This window comes from Stutzerimonas sp. (assembly GCF_982611455.1).
Window position 1 is genome coordinate 203,744 of record NZ_CEXBBO010000001.1, and the last position, 21,310, is coordinate 225,053.

Consider the following 21,310-nt stretch of genomic DNA (forward strand, 5'->3'; position numbering starts at 1 on the left):
TCCGGCTCAGGCCGTTTCCGGATTCACCAGGCGGTGAACGGCCTCGACCACATCACCCACGGTGCGCACGGATTTGAATTCTTCAGCGGCAATTTTCTTGCCGGTCTGGCGTTTGATGTGATCGATCAGGTCGACCGCGTCGATGCTGTCGATTTCCAGGTCCTGGTACAGATTGGATTCCAGGCTGATGCGCTCGGGTTCGAGCTCGAACAGTTCAACCAGCGCATCGCGCAGGGTTAGGAAGATCTCGTTACGGCTGTTCACGTTGGGCTCCTCCTCAGGCGACGGCGCGATTGGCGCGGACATAAGCGGCCAGGCTGTCGACACTGGCGAAATGCTTGCGGGTGTCTTTGGCGTCGGCATCGATCTTAATGCCGAAGCGCTTCTGGATTGCCAGGCCCAGCTCCAAGGCGTCGACCGAGTCGAGCCCGAGCCCTTCACCGAAGAGTGGCTGATCAACCGCGATATCGTCCGGTCCGAGGTCTTCCAGACCCAGGGCGTCGATGATCAGTTGCTTGATTTCAAGCTGTAGTTGGCTCATCGAATGCGAGCTCCTTTATAAAGTGTCGATGCAGATGGTCGTTGAGTCGCCGTGAGGCGATGGGCGCCGCTCCCCGTGCGGCGAACACCCTCGGATCGATATCCTCGCCGACCCGCAGATTAAAATGAAAACGTCGTGCTGGAATGCGGTACCAGGGCTCGGCCTTGGTCAGGGTAGTTGGCGTCACGCTAATAACCACCGGTGTGACCAGGCGCGCTCCGCGCAGGGCGATGGCGGCGGCACCGCGGTGAAACTGCGGCGCCTGGCCGGGTATGGTGCGAGTACCTTCGGGGAAGATGATCAGCGTCTGGCCTTGCTGCAGTACGTCGGCGGCTTCGTCGAGCATCTCGGCGCTGCCATTGTTACTGATGTACTGCGCGGCGCGGATCGGCCCGCGAGTGAACGGATTGTCCCACAGGCCTTGCTTGACCACGCAGTTGGCGTCGCGGATCAGCGCGATCAGCACGACTACATCGATCAGCGAAGGATGGTTGGCGATCACCAGTTGTCCGGGCCGACCCAGGCGCTCGGCACCCTCGACTTCATAGGTCAACACGCCGCTGCGATACATGAACTGAACGAATAGCCAGAACAGCCGGCTCACGGTCTGGCGCGCGCGGCGGCGGTGCGTGGCGGCATCGCCTGGGAGCAGGGCGAGCAGGGGAAACACGATCAGCCGCAAGCAAAGCCCGCCGAGCCCGAACAGCGCGAACGACAGCCCGGTCGCGATCAGGCGCCACAACCAGGGTGCGTTGGGACGATTGTTCAGTGAGTCCGCTGCCAGTTCCATCGGCGCCTCTTCCATTGATGTTGGCAGCGGGACTGGCCGTTGAGCAACGCGCGGATGAGTTCCAGCGCGTGGGGCCATTGTGTCGAGATGGCTGCTTCGCCAGCCGCTTCGAGGCTCAGCTGCCAGCCGCTACCAGGCTTGAGCAACAGCGCCACGGCATAGGGAAAACTGACGTCGCTGATCCATCGCGTGAAGGCGGCGGGTGGTTGATCTTCGGCCACGACGACCAGTACGGCGGGCGCGCCTTCGGCGATCAACAGGGCGGCTTCCAGCACGGCGTGCTCCAGCCCGTCTCCTTCTGCCGCGAGTGCGGTCATTTCACTGGTGTCGTTCTGCAGGATCGACCAAAGACCGATGACCGCGTTGTGCACCGAGAGGCTGAACTGTGTCGGCGAAAGCGCCTCGTCACGCGCAAGGTCGTTAAGGATGGCGAAGGTGCGCGATGTTTCGCCATGACGCGAGGCATAGACCAACGGCATCGGCGGCTGCCCTGCAGCCAGCGGTGTGGCCACCGCGAATGCCATGCGTGCCAGGCGGCTCAGACGACGACGCTGCATGGCCGGCAAAAAAGCAACGTCCGGCTGTGCCTCGCTGTTGTCGAGGCTGCGCGGATGCCGGGCCCAAATCGCCCAGTCATCAGCATTCGCCAGACCTGGTGCCCAGGCCTGCCATTGATTGATATCGAATTGAATCACGCTAGAACTCACCGGCTCGTCTGCGAGCCTTGTTATTGGCGTGTCGACGTCCCTGTACAGCGACTATCGGTAAATTTCCGCCGTGAAAGTGGCGGCATTATCCAATCGTGATCGGACTGAGGCAAACGTTGCTTGAAATATCCGGATAAAAGGCAAGCCTGTTCCGAGGAACCAGAAGCGAAACGCGCGGTCTGCTACAGGTTTTTCTGTGCGCGGCCCGGTTCGACGAAGGTTCGTTGAAGCCTGCCATTAGCAGATTCCGCTTACCCAAGCGATAACGGTTCGGGAGCGTTCGACTTTCTCAATCTTCGCAAGCGAGTTCACGCACTCGGTAGGCAGCGATCGCTTTTTGTGGGAGGCCCGCCGTCGCGGCGAAGCTTTTCGCTTGGTCAGTCGAGCCTTGCTTCGTTACGGGACCGGCCCGGATCTCAAGTAGCTCTTCAAACCCCCTGTTGCTTTAGCCATGCCAGCAGCTGCGGCAGTGGAAGGGCGCCGCTCTGGCGCGCCATCTCACGTCCGTCCTTGAACAGAATCAGGCTCGGAATCGAACGAATGCCAAGCTGGGTCGACAGCTGCGGATTGGCCTCGCTGTCGAGCTTCGCCAGGCGGCAGCGACTTTGCAGTTGTGCCGCGGCCTGTTCAAAGATCGGCGCGAAGCTCCTGCACGGCCCGCACCAACTCGCCCATACGTCCACGAGCAACGGTAGATCGCCCTTGATCTGATTGGCAAAGCTCGCCTGGTTCACATCGAAGGGTGTATCGACCAACACCTTGGATTTGCAGCGGCCGCACCGTGGCTCCTCGGCCAATCGGTCGACGGGAATACGGTTGAGGCCGGCGCAGTGCGCACAGGGGACGACGAGGGCAGTCATGAAAATCTCCACGGTAGCGGTGCTGGATAAGTGGAGGCGGGTAGTTGGATATCAAGGTTGCGATCGAGAGCGTATGGAGTCGGTTTCTCAAGCGCAGCCAAAATTATTCGACAACTCGATACGAAGAAGCCGCGCAGTGCGCGGCTTTCGAGTTGGTGGGCCCACACGGACTCGAACCGTGGACCAAAGGATTATGAGTTGGCTAGAAACGCTGCAAGCCCAGTAAAATCGGGCGTAGCCTAGCGTAGGTACAGTTAGCTGAAGGCAATGTGGCAACCTGCTTTGAGCGTAATCTGGCGAAAACCTCATAAGCTGAGCGCTGTGCTACTAGCGTACCGCTTTTTGTGGCTCCAGGCGGTCGGCCCAGCACGAGCCCTTAGCTTGCTCGGGGGCACACTCACCATCAGTCAAGCAGTGCGGTCAGCACAAATTCGGCTCAGAACATCCGACTAGGATCGATGAAGGCAAACAGACAGCGTTTTAGCCCTTTATTAAATCTTGGCATTGTCGTTGCTCCTGCAACGCGGCAGTATTCGGATACCGGTAGACACGGCTTAGCTGAATAGTTAGCCCCGTGCCCTTCGTTAGGATCACCGAAACTGCACATGGATGTAGGGCGCTGATGATAAACATTAGGTCCACCGACGACGAGATCGCTCGAATTCTGCTGGAAATCAAACATGTTGCTTTTTCGGACATTGAGTCCGCAGCGCAACTAGCCAAAGCGCTATCCAATTCTGGGTTAACGTTCTGCTGTTGCTCCCAACAGACCGCTGATGCCGCGTCAGCCAGCGCCCCATTATCCCTCAGCGCCCTTTTAGGCCCCCTATACTTAGGAGCAGCAGGCCTTTTCGTCCCGAAAATAGTGGTGTCAGGGCGTCCAGCGGGAGGTGTCGACTGCTTAGCTCAGATAAATGGCTAGAAAATCCGCTCCCAGATCCCGCTGGCATAACTTTGATAAAAATACCCGGTAGGTGGGCTAAAAAGGATAAACGTTGGAATCAACCCGTATTTCTGGCAACAACATACGCAAGCCATAATCCAAGAGCTGAGATTAGGGATTTGCCAAACATCATCGATGCCATTTGGCATCAGCGGTGAGGGAGTAGCGCTGGATGAGTAAATACTGTTGTTTTTTTTGCCCCGAGAAAGATTATTCAGAAAAAAATCTGGAGGATCTATGTAAGCATTGTAAGCGCCCTTATGGATTTCCTTTGAGCTCTCATCCATCACATATTCGTGATTACATGGTGACTCGCGACCTTGGAAGAGGTTTCTATGGTGCAGCATTTGTCGCCGAAAGAGGTCCGTTTAAAAGAAAGTTTGTTCTTAAAATTGCGCCGGTAGAGTTTTATACGTTCTTCAGCAAAACTCCTTTTGATGAAGAAACACAGCTTCATGCGCGCCTCGCTGAAGCTGCCGAACACGTGGTGGGAATCGATGATCGGTTTGACGAGCAAATAATTTTTGCAGACGGCACAAAACTGCTATGTCATGTAACAGTATTAGACTTTGTAAATGGCGACCTGCTTCGAGATTACCTGGAGGGGAGCAAAATACCCACCGCCGCAACAATTTGTCAGATCGCGATAGACCTATTACGAATCAGGGCAGAGTTTGAGACCAATGAGCTAAACCATAACGATCTTCACGCAGAAAATCTAATTGTCGAAGAACTCGCTCCTACAGCACGTAGGCAGAACGCGATAGACGATTCCATCAGAGTAAAAGCGATAGATCTTGGGAGTATATCTGACGCGAGCAAGAGTGGTAATGGTCGTCAAGGTGACTTGCTCTTTATTGCAGAGCATGTTGATGGGCTATTAGATAAACTGCTGGTGAATCCCAGGGAGTTAGAAGATCGTGACTATCGAACTGCGTTGGCGCTTCAAGGGATTATTCACAGCTTACTGTCCGATGCTCAAAATTTACGTCAACCCAATCCGAATGATCTTATAAGCCAGATAGAAGACGCCTTTTCTCGCGCTGCACAGCCCTGGAAGCCGTGGAGCGCACCATTCAAACTGAAAGGATTTGGCGATCACTATAATGCGCAAACTCTTGTATCGTGGGATGTGCCTCAACTATTGGTTGATCCAGAAGGGCGATGGATATCGGAGGTAACCAAGCCGGGGCCCCAGATAATAACGGGAATGCGTGGTTGCGGTAAAACAATGCTTCTCAGGGCACTAGATATTCATGCCCGAGCATCCGTGGGGAAAAATGAAGACGCGACCAAAGCCGTAGAAAGAATCAAGGAAGACGGATTTGTAGGGCTTTTTGTATCTGCTCAGCGCCTATTAGATCTCAGACAGTCTACAGCCAAACTAGAGCACAGGCTCACAAGACTTTTCGTATACTACGCACTACAAGCTGCCAGGGCGTTGATGCACCTGCGTGACTTAAATGCAAAAATCGTCCTGCCTAATGCACATACCAAGCTGTCATCCGCTGTGGCTGACTTTCTTGAGGGGGCTGAATCATTAAAAGAGGCATCTTCGATTGATGATTTGGAACGCCGGCTTGAACGTATTGCAGTAATGACATCTAGAGGTAGTACCGACTTTTTGGTGAAACAATCACCGGCAGATGTGTTCCAACACTTAGCGGAGCAATTCAAGAGCTGTACTACTGTAACCGCTAACTCTTCTGTATTTTTCTTGTTAGACGACGTATCAACACGTTATCTTGAGCTGGAACGCATTGATGAGATATTGTCAGCACTGCTATTTCAAAGTCCGGCGTGCGCTTTTAAATTTACCTCAGAATGGCAAACTATTGAGCTAGGCCTTCGTTCTCCAGGTCGAATTCACCCTATCAGGGTAGATAGAGATTTAGCAGTATTCGATCTTGGCGCAGACGTTTACGACACGATCAACTCTAGCGGTAAAGGTCGCGGAGAAGATTTTGTTGAGAAAATATTGCAGCAGCGGGCTAACTTCCATATATCACATCCAAAATATAGCCCTAGGGACTTATTAGGTGACGTGCCACTCGAGCAAGTCGCCAAAGAGATCGCATCATCAAGCTCAACTTCAAAAGAGAAAAAACAAGCATATCGAGGCCTTTCGTGTTTGACGAGCGTGTGCGTGGGGGATATAGGCGACGTCATTAAGCTTTATGAAGAAATTATCAAACGAGCATCAACAAATAGAACGCGAATGACACTCCCTATTTCGGAGGCCTTACAAGCAGACTGCTTCCAAGCCATAAGCTCGCGGCGTCTGTACGACCTCAATAGGCGCGGCGGCTACTATAAAAATCATGCTCTAGCATTTGCGCAAGCGGCACATGATCTGTTGACTCGATCTTACAGAGAAGCAATTAAGAACAAGCAGGCAACTCCAAGGTTACGCCAATATTCATCATTATATGTTCGAGTCACAACAGATAATCAAGAAAGCCTGAGGCAGCAAATAGATCAACTTAGGGAGCTTATCGACGCTGGTGTATTCGTATACGCCGGTGGCGCCCCGCGCTCAAAAACGAAAGATTCAAATCCGATGCAGCAATTTAAGCTTAGCTATAGAAAAATCTACGGCCTGGCCGCCTTTATTGGCCTTGCTGATAGAGACCGGTTTGAACTTTCGGGAGAAGACCTGGGGGGCTGGCTCGAAAACCCTGATAAAGACATTCTATTGCGCAATCAAATTAAGAACGAAGTAGACCGAGGGCTAGACAGAACCACTACATTGCCTGTATCCATCCAGCCTGTTGTCGAGTCAGTCTCAACAGAATCGAATTTTCAAGCCAGCCTTTTCCAAGATGGCGTGGAACTGGGGCAGAGCGAACCAAACACGCCGCTATCAGGCGGCTCTGCGGCCAAGCCGATAGATGTGAATGTAGCCGAAATCGATGTATCTGCCCTTTCCGGCATGAAGATAGGCGGGACCCTGGTAGGTCTGGGCTTCGAAGAACGTACTCTCGCATCAAATGAGTTGTTAGCGGCTAATGTGAAAAGTGGAATCGTGCACACGATTCGATACGACCATGCAGGCCACGCGGCCGCGATTAAAAACGCTTGGGAGGCAGCCGGTCTAGAGGTTTCAGAAGTTAAACACCGAGCCGGTATGCTGGCCCTACCACGGTTTGCTGGTCTAGCGCTTATCGATATATCTGGGCTATCAAAACCCTTGATCTTTTCCGCCATAAGGCGAGAACTTCAAGAAAAGGGAAGAGTACTAGTCTGCCATATGTCCGCCGAGCAGCATTATCCGCTACAAGCTGATCTAGAAAGTATTTTTACTGCCGAAAAAGCGAAAGACCCAATCGCATTACTGGAGAGTCTCGGCCAAGTATTAAAAGGTGAAGAGGGCCCGTATCAAGACGTGAAATTACTAGACGAGGATGTTGATTTATCCAGAAGTAGAGCACTTTTGGCATTTGCTTCCGCCAAACACGAACGTCTCTCGTCCCTTCTCGATCAGCGCGAATTTGATTATGTCGAGGTTATAGCGCCGACGGGTGACGAACCGCGAGCAAGAGTTGCCAACTATGCGGCTGAGTTTGTTTGCCAAAACTTTCAAAACTCTAAAGTTACAAGAGTCCCAGGTCATGATCTGGAAGCGATGATGGAGTATCTTGATGCGCGCTATCTTGAGATATACGGCACAGCTGGGGCGAACATAGAAATAGGCCTAACAGGATCAAAAATCCAGGCTGTGGCAGCAGCTATCCTTAGCGCTCGTAGAAAGGTCGCACAGGCGTGGTATTTGAGCCCAACGAGATTCGATGAAGCACGTTTTTCTGTTGGGTTGGGGGAGGCTCGTATATACGACATCACAGTGTCTTAACTGAATGTTGTGAAAATCCTCTTAAGTTGGGCGTGTGCTATTTCTGCGAAACTTAGGAGGATGTTGGCTAGAGGGTTGAAAACGGCGTGACCAATGCAGACGGGAATGCTGACCACTAAAGATAACAGCAATTAAAAGCACACAGGTTCGAGAGCAGGCCTCCAATGACGGAAGATTCCATAAAGCAAATCGTAGCTGAACTTAAAAAATTTTCTCCAGGAGTGCCTCTTCTCAACTATATAACGCATGCAAGATTTCCAAACTTCAAGGGTCTAGAGCGAAATGCAAGAATCGACTTCTCTTTCCCGTTTACAGCACTAGTAGGTGCTAACGGTATTGGGAAAAGCTCGATATTACATGCTCTACACGGCATGCCAGATGGAGAGAGTACTGCAAAGTTTTGGTTCGCAACTGCGCTCGATCCTATTAAGACCATTGTTAAAGATCCACCAAGATATATATATGGGCATTGGAATACGTCTTTCAATGGATCGGTCGAAACACGTAAAGCAAGGGTGTATAAGCGCCTACGGGATTATGAGTATTGGGAACCTACAAAAGCGACCAAGGGCGACAGCATGCAGGCAATTCCTAAAGAGCCATATGTTCGAAAAGACAGAGATCGATGGAACGCTGTTGAGCGCGCAGTGGTTTACAAGAATATGAAAGTTGTAATTGGTGCCTTCGACAGAACGTTTAACTTTGGTAAAAATAGTGATCAGCTCGCGGCTAAACACGCGGAGATGCGAACCGGAGCAAAAAGACTGAAAAGCGTTGTGGATCGGCAAGCCACAAGTTGGTTGCTCGGGGGTGGGCCAGAGCGTGTATTTGAAAATCGCCAGCTTTTACCAGAGGAACTGAAACATGTCTCACAGATCCTCGGTCGCACGTACATTTCTGCTCAGTACATCAAGCACTCGCTGTATCCAGAGCAGAAAGGAGGGGATGTGAGTGTCATTTTTGATCGAGGATTTAAGTACTCTGAGGCATTTGCCGGTAGCGGAGAAGTCGCGATAGTAAGTTTAGTCGTAAGCATAATTAATGCGCCACAATATGCTTTAGTGTTGCTCGATGAGCCTGAGACATCTCTCCATCCCGGGGCTCAACGTGAATTGCTACTTTTCCTTTTAACTCAAATAAAGAAAAAGCATCTGCAGGTAGTAATCTCGACGCACTCAATCGAGTTTCTTCAGGGATTGCCTAATACTGCTATTAAAGTTTTCGAAGATAATGGAGAGGGTAAGTCTCGCATATTAAATGAGTGCTCACCCTTTGTGGCTCTCAATCGCTTAGGAAAGCCCGCGCCGAATAAAAAGCGTATATATGTAGAAGACCTCTTAGCTAAGGCGACAGTAGAGCGTGCCGTAGAAGGGTTCGATGCTGGAGAACGAAGTGCTCTCGAAATCGTTGTAGCACCAGGCGGGGCTCAAGGGATTCTTGCAAACCAGATTCCCACGCATATGACAGCAGAAACTGATTGTTACGTTTTACTCGATGGCGATCAGCAAAAGGTTGCCACTTTTACGGATCCAGACGCTCTCTCACCGAATGACTATGCGCAACTAGAGGACATAGTAAAAGAGGAAGTCGGCTCCAAGCCAAACTTTGCGCTCAATGGAGGGAACGATGTGGCAGGAAAGGCAGCGCATAAAATACAAAAACATCTAGATTATCTACGCTGGGTCCGTGAGCGTCTGGCGTTCTTGCCCCAATTATGCCCTGACGCGATAATACTTAATGACGAAGAACGACGAGGGCTCAGCAGCTCCGAAGAGTTCAAACGGGCACTTCGCCAAAAAATCGGCGTTAATCAGTCTCCTGAAGGCTCAATTGGCGTTGCAAGGTATCTATTAGGGCAGCTGCCGGATGATAATTCCGACCTAACGGCGATACGAGCCACCTTGAGACTTTGGCTAGACGCCGCTGCCTAGGCATCTGCCGTCCTTTCCTTGACCTTGATCCACGTAATGTTGTGAATTTATGACGTTAGCTATCACTGAAAATCGGAGACTCACGGCGCTCGACCTATTCAGCGGTTGCGGAGGCCTGAGCGTTGGCTTGCATCAAGCGGGCTTTCATGTGCTCGGAGCAGTGGAAATAGATCGTAAAGCTCAAGCAACGTACTCACTCAATCACCCACAGGTAAGGCTGTTCTCCGAAGATATACGCAAGCTTGACGCCTCAGAGGTCATGTCAGCCACAGGTCTTAAAAAAGGACAGCTCGATCTATTAGCTGGATGCCCGCCGTGCCAAGGATTTTCTCGATTACGTACAAGAAACAAAGGAGCTTCGGTTTTCGACGCTCGCAATGATTTGGTGAGTGATTTTCTGCGCTTCGCTAAAGAAATGCTTCCAAAAAGCATCATGATGGAGAACGTCCCAGCGCTTGCGGCAGACTCTCGCTTCAATGAGCTCTGCAATTCGATTGCAGAGCTTGGCTACTCTTACGTTGTCCAAATTCTGGACGCCGCCGACTATAGCGTTCCACAGCGCCGCAAGCGGCTGATTCTTCTCGCGTCACGAGTGCATAAGCCAGCTATTGCCGAAAAAAATTCGCAACGTGTGACGGTTCGACAAGCCATATCCGGCATCGGCCCCAGGTCGAGTACTAAAGATCTGCTGCATGCCATGCCAGAGCGCCGCTCGGAAAAGGTGATGGATGTTATCAAGCGGATTCCAAAGAATGGAGGAAGCCGTAAAGACTTGCCTATTGAGTTTCAATTAGAGTGTCATAAAAAGGCTAATGGCTTTTTTGATGTGTACGGTCGTATGTCTTGGGATGAGGTCTCACCAACTATCACAAGTGGTTGCTTTAACCCCTCTAAAGGTAGGTTTTTACACCCGTCTCTGAACCGCACTATCACTTTACGTGAGGCAGCAGTTCTCCAAGGCTTTCCGATTGACTATCGATTTGATGTTTCGCATGGTAAAGAGTCAATCGCTTTAATGATAGGAAATGCGCTCCCCCCACCTTTCATCGCCGCGCATGCTTCTAGCTTACGAGATGGAATTATGAAGTCTTCTTAACGTTAGCTGTCAATGATGCTAATGCTGCTCGGTAGGTTTTCTTGTATATCATGCGGGTAAATTACGAAAAAAAGATCTGCGACAGCCCGATTACCAATGCGTACCACTTTTCAACGGCCGTTGAGTCCCGAAGTCTGAGCGCTCAAAGGGCTATAAATGGCATTTCTTAAATACATATCCTCACCGTATAGGGCAGTTCAATCGAGATATCTTTCCGTGTAATACAATTTATTAAGTCAAGCTCGCGCCGCGGCTGCTTTTTTTTTAAGAGGCCTAGCAATTCGATTTCTGCGCCGGGCCTAGGCACGACGAGTTTTGTTGGCCATGCAATAGAAAAACAGAGCCGTTCCAAGCCAACGTCGCGCATGATATCCGGCCGTTGGCTCGGGCCTAGCCCGGAGACTGAAATGCTTAAAGAGCTAAGCATTCCGAGGCCGACACCTTCAATGGTGAGATACGTTTTTTTCCTTTTGCATTTTCGAAGTGATGCGTAACCACCTACTTGCGCTGTGTGGTTGCGCTTATAGGCCTGCTCTAGGGTTTCAGCGTTTCTTTGCCAGCAGTTCCGAGCGACCAATCACCTCTCGGCTGCGCTCCGGTTTGCGCGGCCCTGAGAAACCGGCTTCTTCGATGGCGGTATCCAGGCCACGAAAATGCGGGGCGGCTTTGGGGCTGCGCAATGTCTCCATGCCTTCGTTCCAGGCATGCACCATGTGTTTGGCCACATCGCGCCAGGCGGGCTCGTTTTTCGCGGCTTCGATCACTTCTCTGCCGACCGCTACGGCGGACTCGCAGAGTTGCTCGACCATGGCGGCATACTGGCGCGGTGGAATGCCTAAGACGGCTTTGAAAAAGGTTTCCAGTGATCGACCCGGTGTCCAGGTTTGTCTTCCGCCTACGGACAGGCCAGGTGGGTTGCTGGCGAAGCGCGGGTAGGCCTGGGTGGTCACCAAGTCATAGACCGGAGTAAAAGCCACGTCAGCACGCGAGGTGTAAAACAGCGCGATGTTCTTCGAGTGGCAGTCAGCATTACGCACCACGTAGTTGGTCAGCAGCTGCCAGCCTAGGTGTTCGCGTTGCGCTTGCAGGCGATCAGCGGGGATGTAGGGCCGCGTGGCATTCCACACCCGCTCGGTGGTGGGGACGTATTTTTCATGGGGCGGTAAACCCAGCAGTCCGCAGGCGTCTTCGACGCCGCAGCGGGGGATGCCTCGCTCGTCCACGTCGAAGCGATCCACTACCAGGACCTTGCCGTCGTCAGACATTCGACAGGCAGCGACTGGCACGACATTAAGGCGCGCCAGTACGCGCATGGTGTAGAACTCGTTGAAGCCTAGAAAAGGGGTCGTGTCGTCGGAGCCCTTGATGATGTGAAAACCGGTGCGTAGGGTCGGTTTGCCTAGCGGCTCCTGAGGTTCGGCTGCGTCGGCGGCAATGAACTTTGGGACGACCCCTGACACGGCCACCCGAGCGTATTGCCGCACCAGTGCGGCGAACCGTTCACTGGTGTTTTCCGCTTGGAGCAGGTGTTCTATCTCTAACGGTGCCATCTCGACGCCAGGCTGAACGCCTTCAGGCGTGACCGAGACTCTACCGATGCCGGTGCCTCCCACCACGCCCAGCAGCGAAAGGTCGGTACCATCGAGCAACGGACCAAACTCCTCACGGATAACACCTAGCAAATACCCCTCGGGAAGGTTCTGCCGAAAAAACGGGAACAGATCGCGGGGCCAGCGCCATGCTTCTTCACGCACGGGCATCGCCAGGCTGACAAAGTCTTCGGGTGCTGTGCCTGGAAGGTATTTCAGCACGTATTCATCGCGCTCCCGATAGAGCTTGGCCACCAGCCTCGAGCTGACGTGGACGTCGAGGATCATGCTCAAGCGCTCCCTGACCGCTGCTCGTTGAGGATGTCTTCAACCGTGCGTTCGTGTCCGGCTTTAACCAGCTTCAGGTCATAGCCGGCCGCTTCCAGCAGCCGAACCAGCACCGAAACGCTCATGTCGCCTTTGGCCAGTGTTTCCATGCGCGCCACCGTGGTGCGCGAGACGCCGGCACGGCTGGCCAACGCTTCTTGGCTCAGCTTCGCATCACCACGCGCCTGTTTCAGCATTTCCGAAACATCATAGAGAGAGGTCATTTGTAGCCCTTGGGCATCAAAAATAGATGTAATGCCGGGAAATGTAGCTCTTGGGCTACATTCATGCAAGGTTAACTGGGCCTGGTTTGTAGCTCATGGGCTACGGAAAGGGGGTTCTTGCCATTATTTGTGGCCTTAAGGCTACAAACAGCGGCACAACTAGGTTCATGACAGCTCCCTAGGGCTGGAACGGGATCAGGTGATAGCCGTCCTCAGCCCATTGACTTAGGACGGGTCTGCTGGTCGGGATCAATTAGGCTCGCTTCACAACCCTGGGCGTAAGGCCATACGCGAAGTTGTCCTTTCGGGCGATTTGCCAGGTTTAGTCCGTCCCAGTGAGCCGAATAGGTGTGCTATTCGGCTCACCAGATGAGCCAATTGTGCGCTAAAGGCTCTGATGCATGTGGGTGTGTCGCGCATCTAACTCAGCTTGCCAAGCGATAGCTGTTGCCCGCCTGCACCATACCCAGCTCTTCCAGGGCATCCAGCACGGCCTGTACCGCGACCTTGGGTGATCATTAGGCGATGAATCCCAGAATGGCGAGCTATGTGCCAAAAGCCTTGAGCGCTGCCAACTATATGGATCGGGGTAATCGGCAACTCATAGATGGCTGAGCAGGGCCAGCTCCAGGCGTACGGTGTTGTTGCTGGTGGGCTTGCCGCGATTGGTGATCGATGCCAGTCGGGTATCGCGGTAAGTGGCGATGATTTCAGCGGAGAGGGCGGCCATGGAGTATTTGCCCAGGTGGCTAATCAACTGCTGGGCTTTGGTGGCTTCGGCGCGCTGGGTGGTCGGCTTCTTGGTGGGGCTGATTTCGCTAAGGTAGCGCTTAAGCGCCATTTCCAATGTCATGCGCTCGGAGCCGCTTCGCTGGATGTACACGCACCGGACCATTTCGTCTTCCGTACGGCGCGCCCAATCTTCGGCGTCACGCTTGGTGCGGAAGGTTTTGGTATTAGTCGGCCAGCCCGTTTTGCGCACCAAAGCCTTCCAGGTGCCGGCAGGGGTTTTGACGATCGTGGCCATATTGAGCGAGCTCCAAGGAGTACAGGCGAACCGGCACTGTACTGAATTTGTACCTTGGGAACAGAGGACTAGCTGAGCGGCTTTTCTATCGCGCATGAAAAAGCCGCGCAGTGCGCGGCTTTGGAAGTTGGTGGGCCCACACGGACTCGAACCGTGGACCAAAGGATTATGAGTCCTCTGCTCTAACCAACTGAGCTATAGGCCCTCAGAGGCCGGCGGATTATACCGGTGGTGTTGCGGATGCGCCAAGCGAAGCTGCTTGCGGGAGGTTGTTTCCTTGCTCTGAATGCAAAACCCCCGGCCTGGGCCGGGGGTTCTGTTTTACTCGTCGAGGAAGGAGCGCAAATGCTCGCTTCTCGTCGGGTGGCGCAGCTTGCGTAGCGCCTTGGCTTCGATCTGACGGATCCGCTCGCGGGTGACGTCGAACTGCTTGCCGACTTCCTCGAGGGTGTGGTCGGTATTCATGTCGATGCCGAAGCGCATGCGCAGTACCTTGGCTTCCCGTGCGGTGAGGCCGGAGAGGACTTCGCGAGTGGCTTCCTTGAGGCTCTCCACAGTCGCCACGTCGATCGGCGATTGCATGGCGGAGTCTTCGATGAAGTCGCCCAGGTGCGAGTCTTCGTCGTCACCGATCGGAGTCTCCATGGAGATCGGCTCTTTGGCGATCTTCAGTACCTTGCGGATCTTGTCCTCGGGCATTTCCATGCGCTCGCCAAGCTCTTCAGGCGTAGGCTCGCGGCCCATTTCCTGCAGCATCTGACGGGAGATGCGGTTGAGCTTGTTGATCGTCTCGATCATGTGCACCGGGATACGGATGGTCCGCGCCTGGTCAGCGATGGAGCGAGTGATCGCCTGACGAATCCACCAAGTGGCGTAGGTCGAGAACTTATAGCCGCGGCGGTATTCGAACTTGTCCACCGCCTTCATCAGGCCGATGTTGCCTTCCTGAATCAGGTCGAGGAATTGCAGGCCGCGATTGGTGTACTTCTTGGCAATGGAGATGACCAGGCGCAGGTTGGCCTCGACCATCTCTTTCTTCGCGCGACGAGCCTTGGCTTCGCCGATCGACATGCGCCGATTGATGTCCTTGATGTCGGCAATTGCCAGCACGCATTCTTCTTCCAGGGCGAGCAGCTGTTGCTGGCAGCGCTGGATGTCGTCCTTGCGTGCAGCGATGGCTTCGGCATATTTGCTCTTGCCACCGGCCAGCTGGTCGGCCCAGTTCAGGTCGGTCTCGTTGCTTGGAAACTGGCGCAGGAAATCGGCGCGAGGCATGCGTGCGTCACGCACGCAGATCTGCATGATGGCGCGTTCCTGGGCGCGGACTTGGCTCAGTGCGCCGCGTACACGTTCGACCAGCGCATCGTACTGCTTGGGGATGAGCTTGATCGGCATGAACAGCGTTGCCAGCTCCTGAAGTGCGTCGGTCGCAGGCTGGCTGCCGCGTCCGTGTTTCTTCAGGGCCTTTTTGGCGACGTCCAGTTGCTCGGCAACGGCGCCGAAGCGAACGCGAGCGACTTCCGGATCCGGTCCGCCATCGCCTTCCTCTTCTTCGCTGTCGGAATCGTCCTCTTCCTCGTCATCCTTGCCGTCAGCGGTCGCCTTCGCGGCGGTCTGCGGCGCGACGGGTTCGACTTCCTGCGGGGCGGCGGCGCCGTCATCGTCAGGATCGATATAGCCGCTGAGGATATCGGACAGGCGACCGCCTTCGGTAGTGACGCGATCGTAGTCAGCGAGAATGCTGTCCACGGTGCCCGGGAAATGGGCGATGGCGCTCATTACCTCGCGAATGCCTTCCTCGATGCGTTTGGCGATTTCGATTTCGCCTTCGCGGGTCAGCAATTCGACGGTGCCCATTTCGCGCATATACATGCGCACAGGGTCTGTAGTACGGCCAATGTCGGTTTCGACAGCGGCTAGTGCCGCTGCGGCTTCTTCCGCTGCGGCTTCATCGGTATCGGCTTCGGCCAGCAACAGGGCATCTGCATCCGGGGCAACCTCGAATACATTGATACCCATGTCGTTGATCATGCGAATGATGTCTTCCACCTGCTCCGGATCGGAAATATCCTCCGGTAGGTGGTCATTGACCTCGGCGTAAGTCAGGTAACCCTGCTCACGGCCACGCTGGATCAATTCTTTGAGACGGGACTGCTGTTGCGCTTTTCCGGACATATAACCCTATCCACTGACGGTTCTGGCGGGTTGAAAACAAGCTGACCATTATAGCCGAGCAAGGACCTCACGCGCCAGTTGAGGTCGATATAGCGGGTGCTGAGTTGCGATTTAGTAGGTTGCGCAGCTGATCTTTCTCCTCTGCGCTGAGTTCGCCCTGGCGAGCTTTGCGTAGCAACGTTTCGAGGCTGCGCTCGCGTTGTCTGGTAGCCAGGCTTGTTATGGTGTCGAAAAACTGTTGTTCAAGGTTATCGGCCGAGATCAGCCATTCTTTCTCTGCCAAAGCACGTAAAAGACGCCCTTGGTCGGTTCCATGCCAGCGAGCGATCAGTTGCAGGCTGCGCAGCTTGGGATTTTTCTGAAGTGTGCCGAGCAGTGCGACGAGTAGCTGCGCATAGGTGTCGTCTTCCGCTGCAAAATGACTGGCATCTTCGACCTTCTGTGCAAGTTCTGGATAATGTAGCAGCGTTCGCAGGGTGGTCAGTGCTGGTGGCTCGACTGACGTCGGTGTTCTCGGTGCTCGTGGTTTAAAGTCTGGACGCTGGCCGGGCTTTTTCCAGTCCTTCTTCCATTCTTTCTTGCTGTTGCGCTTCGGTTGAGCGAATTCCTGCGGTGCGTAGTAGTCACCCTCGTCATGCCCGGAGCCCGTATCGTAGTAGATGTTGTCGTCGTATTCCGGACCTGCACTCGGCGCCGTGGCCGCCATATTCTGGAGTGCATCACTGTGCAGGCCGGTGATTTCACCGAGGCGTTGGCGCATCAGTGCGCGCAGATTGGTGCCGGGTATCTTTTCGATAAGCGGCGCGGCCAGCGTGGCCAGATGGGCCTTGCCTTCCAATGAGCGCGGGTCGGCTTCTTCGCTGAGTTGCTGGAAAAAGTAGTTGGCCAATGGCTGGGCCTGTTGCTGTATCCGTGCCATGAAGGCATCGGTGCCTTCGGCGCGCACCAGGCTATCCGGATCTTCGCCTTCGGGTAGGAACAGGAAGCGTGCCCGGCGGCCATCTTGCAAATTGGGCAGTGCTGCCTCCAGTGCGCGCCAGGCGGCCTTGCGCCCGGCTGCGTCGCCATCGAAACAGAACAGCACGCTGGGTACGATGCGGAACAGCCGCTTGAGGTGCTCGTCGCTGGTGGCGGTGCCGAGCGTGGCTACGGCATTGCGCAAGCCTTGCTGAGCCAGTGCGATCACGTCCATATAACCTTCGACGACCATGATTTCGTCCAGGTCGCGGTTGGCTTTGCGTGCCTCGTAAAGGCCGTACAGCTCCTGGCCCTTATGAAATACAGGTGTTTCCGGCGAGTTCAGATACTTCGGCTTGTCATCCCCAAGCACTCGGCCGCCAAAGGCAATGACGCGTCCACGGCTGTCGCGGATCGGAAACATCACGCGGTCACGAAAGCGGTCGTAGCTTCTTCCCGTTTCGGCGTTTTCGATCAGCAGTCCGGCGTCGATCATTGCCTTCTGCTGCAGGGTGTCGCCGCCCAGGTGTTTCATCAGGTTGTCCCAGCCGGGTGGCGCGAAGCCGAGGCCGAAATCCCTAGCGATCATTCCAGACAGGCCGCGGCCCTTGAGGTATTCGACCGCGGCCTTGCGAGCCGGATGTCCTTTAAGTGCCTGCCGGTAGTATTCAGCGGCAGCGTCGAGCAGCGGGTAAAGTGGTGAGTCCACCGGCTGGCGTGGCTTGCGTCCCGGGCCGCTTTCTTCGCGCGGGACTTCCATGCCGGCGCGCTTGGCCAGCTCCTCGACGGCTTGCGGAAACTCCAGGCTATCGTGATCCATGACGAAGCCGAGTGCGTTGCCGCCAGCGCCACAGCCGAAGCAGTAGTAGAACTGCTTATCCGGGCTGACGCTGAAAGATGGAGTCTTTTCCTTGTGGAACGGGCAGCAGGCGGTGTAATTCTTGCCGGCTTTTTTCAGCTGAATGCGCGAGCTCACCACTTCGACAATATCGGAGCGGTTCAGCAGGTCATCGATGAAGGATTGTGGAATCAGGCCGGCCATAGGGGTATGAGAATACGCTCGCAGTGTTCAGGCCGGAATGAAAAAAACTCCGACTATTCGCCAGCTGGCGAAGCGGAGTCCTCTTCAAATGCAAAGCCCGGCGTGCGCCGGGCTTGATGCAGCTTCAGCTGTACTGGATCAGTACAGGCGAACGCTGCGGCGCTGCTCGCGCTGCACTTTCTTGGCGTGACGCTTGACTGCGGCAGCAGCTTTACGCTTGCGCTCGGCAGTAGGCTTCTCATAGAACTCACGGCTGCGGACTTCAGCCAGAACACCGGCTTTTTCGCAAGAACGCTTGAAGCGACGCAGAGCTACGTCGAATGGTTCGTTCTCTTTAACTTTAACGTTGGGCATCCAGGACGTACCTTCACTTGTTTACCGGTTACAACGCGCTTCGGCAAATATCGCGAGCACGCTGGTTTTAAGGGTTGCGGATGTTAACGCCTTGCTGCAGGGAATGCAAAGCCCCCTGAGCGAAAAGCGCTGGTCGGTCGTTGGTCCCGGCGATTAACATGCACGGCTTCATTCGCTTCTTTGTAAGGGTCGTGGCCATGCTGGTGCTGGGGCTGGAAACTTCATGCGACGAGACCGGCGTCGCGCTGTACGACAGCGAGCACGGCCTCTTGGCCGACGCCCTGTTCAGTCAGATCGATCTGCATCGCGTCTATGGTGGCGTGGTGCCGGAGCTCGCCTCGCGTGACCACGTCAAACGGATGCTGCCACTGATCCGCCAGGTGCTGGCCGAAGCCGGTCGCGAGTCGACTCAGATCGATGCGGTTGCCTACACCGCCGGCCCCGGCCTCGTAGGAGCGTTGCTGGTCGGGGCCTCCTGCGCGCAAGCGATGGCCTTTGCCTGGGGCGTGCCGGCGATCGGTGTGCATCATATGGAAGGTCATCTGCTGGCGCCGATGCTCGAAGAGCAGCCGCCGGCGTTTCCGTTCGTCGCTCTACTGGTGTCCGGCGGACATACGCAGCTGGTGCGGGTCGATGGCATTGGCCGCTACGAACTGCTGGGCGAGTCGGTGGACGATGCCGCTGGTGAGGCATTCGACAAGACCGCAAAACTGATGGGCCTGCGCTATCCCGGCGGCCCGGAAATCGCCCTGCTCGCCGAACGCGGTACGCCAGGCCGCTTCGTATTCCCGCGACCCATGACCGATCGGCCGGGGCTGGATTTCAGTTTCAGCGGACTCAAGACGTCCACACTCACGACGTGGCAGCAATGCCGCGCCGTCGGCGATGATGGCGAGCAAACCCGCTGCGATATCGCGCTGGCCTTCCAGCAGGCGGTCGTCGAGACGCTGACCATCAAATGCCGACGCGCCTTGAAACAGACGGGCCTTAACAGTTTGGTCATTGCTGGCGGGGTGAGCGCCAATCTGTCGTTACGTCAGAGTCTGGAGGGAATGCTCGGTGAGCTTAAAGGACGGGTGTTCTACGCGCGGCCGCGTTTCTGTACCGACAATGGCGCGATGATCGCTTACGCCGGCTGCCAGCGACTATTGGCCGGTCAGCACGAGGGCCCGGAGATTTCCGTTCAGGCGCGCTGGCCGATGGAGACCTTGGCGGCGATATAAGTCAAAGAACCGAGCGGAATGGCGTAGAGCGTGTGCAGCCCGCCGAAAGCGGAGAGCCTGTCATACCGTTCTTGCCATTCAGAAATGCCGCTCTTTACCCGCAAACAGGTCGCGTAGATTACTGCGGTGGCGCCAGACGATCAGGCTGGCCAGCAACATCATCGGCCAAAGCGCGCCGGGCTGCTGCCAGGCCAGCAACGGTAGGCAGAGCGGCAACGCGGCGAGCGCGGCAAGTGAGCTGGTACGGGTCATTTTGAACACCAGCAGCCAAATGCTCAGAGCGAGCAGGGCGGCAGGCGGGTAGAGGCCGAACAGGGCGCCTGCGGCAGTGGCGACGCCTTTGCCGCCGCTAAAGCGGAAGTACAGCGGATACAAGTGACCGAGCACCGCTGCCAGGGCGATCCAGGCTTGCTGCTGAATCTCCAGCCCCAGCGCTCCGGCGAGCATAACCGGTAGCAGGCCTTTGAGCAGGTCGCCGAACAGGGTGCAGATCGCCAGACGTTTGCCGGCCAGTCGCAGCATGTTGGTGGCGCCGGGGTTGCCGGAGCCGCTGGCACGCGGATCGGGTACGCCGGCCAAGCGGCTGAGTAGAATGGCGAATGACAGTGAACCGATCAGATAAGCGAGCAGTGTCAATTGCCAGAACATGGCATCCATCCGGGGCAGGGAGCTCCTGAGTCTAACGGCGTGCATTGAACTTGTCGTGCCGTGGGAGAGAGTTGCGTGGATACAGTTTTCATCGAAGGTCTGGAAGTGGATACGCTGATTGGCGCCTATGATTGGGAGCGCGGCATTCGGCAGTGCCTGCGTCTGGATCTGACACTGGGCTGGGATATTCGTCCCGCCGCGGCGAACGACGAGCTGGACAAGGCCCTGGACTATGCCGAGGTGACCGCTGCCATCGATCGCTTCGCCCACTCATCACGCTTCGAGTTGGTCGAAACCTTCGCTGAACGCCTGGCCGCGGATTTGATGAGCCAGTTCGGCATCGTCTGGCTGCGGCTGCGGGTGACCAAGCCGGGCGTCAATACACGCGCTTCGGCACTGGGTGTGGAGATCGAACGCGGATGTCGCTGATTCCCGTACTGCTTGGGCTCGGCAGTAATGCCCGGCGTGAACAGAATCTGATTGCCGGTCTCGACGCGCTGGAGCAGTTGCTCGGTGACATGCAATGTTCGCCGGTCTTCGAAAGCCTGGCAGTGGGCTATAAGGGCGATAATTTCTACAACTTGGTGGTCGCGGGTTTCACGGAGTTGCCCTTGATGGAGCTGGACCGCCGTCTAAAATTCATCGAGGCAGATAACGGCCGTTACGCACCGGAGCGCAAGGGTTTGCCGCTGGATATCGATGTGCTGATGTACGACGATCTGGTCGGTAATTTCCACGGGTTGGAACTGCCTCGTCCTGAAACGCTGAAGAACGCATTCGTGCTTTGGCCGCTGGCGCTGCTGGCCCCCGAGGCGCGACATCCATGCACGGGTCGGAGCTTCGCCGATTTGTGGCAGGACTCGACGATCGATCAACAACTCTGGCCTGTGCCGTTTAGGTGGAATGGCGTGGAGTTGACGCCGGCTGCCCTGATGCATGCCTATCCTGCGCCGTAGCTCGCTAGCTTCGAATCTGCTTGTTCTTCGACGGCACTGATGGGACACGGGCAGATCGGCTGTGCACAGT

At 55.3% G+C, this 21,310-nt stretch carries 18 protein-coding genes and 1 tRNA gene; 6 read left to right on the forward strand and 13 right to left on the reverse strand.

All coding sequences use genetic code 11. From position 1 onward, the window contains the following. Positions 1 to 6: 6 nt before the first annotated feature. From AC2LD7_RS00980 to trxC, 5 genes are all read right to left on the reverse strand, one after another. On the reverse strand, positions 7 to 264 hold the full coding sequence (locus tag AC2LD7_RS00980) for an acyl carrier protein (RefSeq protein ID WP_484595988.1): 258 nt from the start codon (positions 262 to 264) through the stop codon (positions 7 to 9). A gap of 13 nt (positions 265 to 277) precedes the next feature. Next, on the reverse strand, positions 278 to 541 hold the full coding sequence (locus AC2LD7_RS00985; protein ID WP_255980120.1) for a phosphopantetheine-binding protein: 264 nt from the start codon (positions 539 to 541) through the stop codon (positions 278 to 280). Next, positions 522 to 1,331, reverse strand: coding sequence for a lysophospholipid acyltransferase family protein (locus tag AC2LD7_RS00990; protein ID WP_484595989.1), 810 nt, complete (start codon positions 1,329 to 1,331; stop codon positions 522 to 524). Before AC2LD7_RS00990 ends, AC2LD7_RS00985 begins: the two co-directional genes overlap by 20 nt. After that, on the reverse strand, positions 1,307 to 2,026 hold the full coding sequence (locus tag AC2LD7_RS00995; protein ID WP_484595990.1) for a beta-ketoacyl synthase chain length factor: 720 nt from the start codon (positions 2,024 to 2,026) through the stop codon (positions 1,307 to 1,309). Before AC2LD7_RS00995 ends, AC2LD7_RS00990 begins: the two co-directional genes overlap by 25 nt. A gap of 440 nt (positions 2,027 to 2,466) precedes the next feature. Then, positions 2,467 to 2,898, reverse strand: a complete 432-nt coding sequence (gene trxC / locus AC2LD7_RS01000) for a thioredoxin TrxC (protein WP_484595991.1) — start codon at positions 2,896 to 2,898, stop codon at positions 2,467 to 2,469. Positions 2,899 to 4,013: 1,115 nt separating this feature from the next. Between trxC and AC2LD7_RS01005 the strand changes: the two genes are divergently transcribed. The 3 genes from AC2LD7_RS01005 (at position 4,014) to AC2LD7_RS01015 (ending at position 10,718) form a co-directional block, all read left to right on the forward strand. Continuing rightward, the gene (locus AC2LD7_RS01005; RefSeq protein ID WP_484595992.1) at positions 4,014 to 7,691 is read left to right on the forward strand and encodes an ORC-CDC6 family AAA ATPase; all 3,678 of its coding nucleotides are present in this window, start codon (positions 4,014 to 4,016) and stop codon (positions 7,689 to 7,691) included. Positions 7,692 to 7,855: 164 nt separating this feature from the next. Further along, the gene (locus AC2LD7_RS01010) at positions 7,856 to 9,622 is read left to right on the forward strand and encodes an AAA family ATPase (protein ID WP_484595993.1); all 1,767 of its coding nucleotides are present in this window, start codon (positions 7,856 to 7,858) and stop codon (positions 9,620 to 9,622) included. 49 nt (positions 9,623 to 9,671) lie between these two features. Continuing rightward, positions 9,672 to 10,718, forward strand: a complete 1,047-nt coding sequence (locus tag AC2LD7_RS01015) for a DNA cytosine methyltransferase (RefSeq protein ID WP_484595994.1) — start codon at positions 9,672 to 9,674, stop codon at positions 10,716 to 10,718. 542 nt (positions 10,719 to 11,260) lie between these two features. Here AC2LD7_RS01015 and AC2LD7_RS01020 read toward each other — a convergent pair. The 7 genes from AC2LD7_RS01020 to rpsU form a co-directional block, all read right to left on the reverse strand. Then, positions 11,261 to 12,595 carry a type II toxin-antitoxin system HipA family toxin gene (locus tag AC2LD7_RS01020; protein WP_484595995.1) on the reverse strand — a complete coding sequence of 445 codons (1,335 nt, stop codon included), beginning with the start codon at positions 12,593 to 12,595 and terminating at the stop codon, positions 11,261 to 11,263. A 2-nt stretch (positions 12,596 to 12,597) separates the two neighbouring features. After that, positions 12,598 to 12,858, reverse strand: a complete 261-nt coding sequence (locus tag AC2LD7_RS01025; RefSeq protein ID WP_484595996.1) for a helix-turn-helix transcriptional regulator — start codon at positions 12,856 to 12,858, stop codon at positions 12,598 to 12,600. Positions 12,859 to 13,459: 601 nt separating this feature from the next. Next, positions 13,460 to 13,885: a site-specific integrase gene (locus tag AC2LD7_RS01030; protein WP_484595997.1), complete on the reverse strand. Its 426-nt coding sequence runs from the start codon at positions 13,883 to 13,885 to the stop codon at positions 13,460 to 13,462. Positions 13,886 to 14,013: 128 nt separating this feature from the next. After that, positions 14,014 to 14,090 (reverse strand) — tRNA-Ile (locus AC2LD7_RS01035). A 116-nt stretch (positions 14,091 to 14,206) separates the two neighbouring features. After that, positions 14,207 to 16,060, reverse strand: a complete 1,854-nt coding sequence (gene rpoD, locus AC2LD7_RS01040; protein WP_484595998.1) for an RNA polymerase sigma factor RpoD — start codon at positions 16,058 to 16,060, stop codon at positions 14,207 to 14,209. A 67-nt stretch (positions 16,061 to 16,127) separates the two neighbouring features. Next, complete coding sequence (gene dnaG, locus AC2LD7_RS01045) at positions 16,128 to 18,059, reverse strand: DNA primase (RefSeq protein ID WP_484595999.1); 1,932 nt, start codon at positions 18,057 to 18,059, stop codon at positions 16,128 to 16,130. 138 nt (positions 18,060 to 18,197) lie between these two features. Next, positions 18,198 to 18,413, reverse strand: coding sequence for a 30S ribosomal protein S21 (gene rpsU, locus AC2LD7_RS01050; protein WP_003283508.1), 216 nt, complete (start codon positions 18,411 to 18,413; stop codon positions 18,198 to 18,200). Between the two features lie 197 nt (positions 18,414 to 18,610). Between rpsU and tsaD the strand changes: the two genes are divergently transcribed. Further along, positions 18,611 to 19,636 carry a tRNA (adenosine(37)-N6)-threonylcarbamoyltransferase complex transferase subunit TsaD gene (gene tsaD / locus AC2LD7_RS01055; RefSeq protein ID WP_484596043.1) on the forward strand — a complete coding sequence of 342 codons (1,026 nt, stop codon included), beginning with the start codon at positions 18,611 to 18,613 and terminating at the stop codon, positions 19,634 to 19,636. Positions 19,637 to 19,714: 78 nt separating this feature from the next. Here tsaD and plsY read toward each other — a convergent pair whose 3' ends face one another. Then, on the reverse strand, positions 19,715 to 20,284 hold the full coding sequence (gene plsY / locus AC2LD7_RS01060) for a glycerol-3-phosphate 1-O-acyltransferase PlsY (RefSeq protein WP_484596000.1): 570 nt from the start codon (positions 20,282 to 20,284) through the stop codon (positions 19,715 to 19,717). Between the two features lie 75 nt (positions 20,285 to 20,359). On the opposite strand from plsY, the gene folB reads away from it, so the two are divergent. Continuing rightward, positions 20,360 to 20,713: a dihydroneopterin aldolase gene (gene folB, locus AC2LD7_RS01065; protein WP_484596001.1), complete on the forward strand. Its 354-nt coding sequence runs from the start codon at positions 20,360 to 20,362 to the stop codon at positions 20,711 to 20,713. Next, a complete protein-coding gene (gene folK, locus AC2LD7_RS01070) occupies positions 20,704 to 21,240 on the forward strand; it encodes a 2-amino-4-hydroxy-6-hydroxymethyldihydropteridine diphosphokinase (RefSeq protein WP_484596002.1) in 537 nt (178 codons plus the stop codon). Before folB ends, folK begins: the two co-directional genes overlap by 10 nt. The last annotated feature ends 70 nt before the right edge of the window (positions 21,241 to 21,310 follow it).

Excerpts from the sequence above, each read along its gene's own strand:
- AC2LD7_RS01020 (WP_484595995.1), bottom strand. The coding sequence starts at position 12,595 with ATGATCCTCGACGTCCACGTCAGCTCGAGGCTGGTGGCCAAGCTCTAT.
- AC2LD7_RS01025 (WP_484595996.1), bottom strand. The coding sequence starts at position 12,858 with ATGACCTCTCTCTATGATGTTTCGGAAATGCTGAAACAGGCGCGTGGT.
- AC2LD7_RS00985 (WP_255980120.1), bottom strand. The coding sequence starts at position 541 with ATGAGCCAACTACAGCTTGAAATCAAGCAACTGATCATCGACGCCCTG.
- AC2LD7_RS01005 (WP_484595992.1), top strand. The coding sequence starts at position 4,014 with ATGAGTAAATACTGTTGTTTTTTTTGCCCCGAGAAAGATTATTCAGAA.
- folK (WP_484596002.1), top strand. The coding sequence starts at position 20,704 with ATGTCGCTGATTCCCGTACTGCTTGGGCTCGGCAGTAATGCCCGGCGT.
- AC2LD7_RS00990 (WP_484595989.1), bottom strand. The coding sequence starts at position 1,331 with ATGGAACTGGCAGCGGACTCACTGAACAATCGTCCCAACGCACCCTGG.
- AC2LD7_RS01030 (WP_484595997.1), bottom strand. The coding sequence starts at position 13,885 with ATGGCCACGATCGTCAAAACCCCTGCCGGCACCTGGAAGGCTTTGGTG.
- trxC (WP_484595991.1), bottom strand. The coding sequence starts at position 2,898 with ATGACTGCCCTCGTCGTCCCCTGTGCGCACTGCGCCGGCCTCAACCGT.
- dnaG (WP_484595999.1), bottom strand. The coding sequence starts at position 18,059 with ATGGCCGGCCTGATTCCACAATCCTTCATCGATGACCTGCTGAACCGC.
- rpsU (WP_003283508.1), bottom strand. The coding sequence starts at position 18,413 with ATGCCCAACGTTAAAGTTAAAGAGAACGAACCATTCGACGTAGCTCTG.
- plsY (WP_484596000.1), bottom strand. The coding sequence starts at position 20,284 with ATGTTCTGGCAATTGACACTGCTCGCTTATCTGATCGGTTCACTGTCA.
- tsaD (WP_484596043.1), top strand. The coding sequence starts at position 18,611 with ATGCTGGTGCTGGGGCTGGAAACTTCATGCGACGAGACCGGCGTCGCG.
- AC2LD7_RS01010 (WP_484595993.1), top strand. The coding sequence starts at position 7,856 with ATGACGGAAGATTCCATAAAGCAAATCGTAGCTGAACTTAAAAAATTT.
- rpoD (WP_484595998.1), bottom strand. The coding sequence starts at position 16,060 with ATGTCCGGAAAAGCGCAACAGCAGTCCCGTCTCAAAGAATTGATCCAG.
- AC2LD7_RS01015 (WP_484595994.1), top strand. The coding sequence starts at position 9,672 with ATGACGTTAGCTATCACTGAAAATCGGAGACTCACGGCGCTCGACCTA.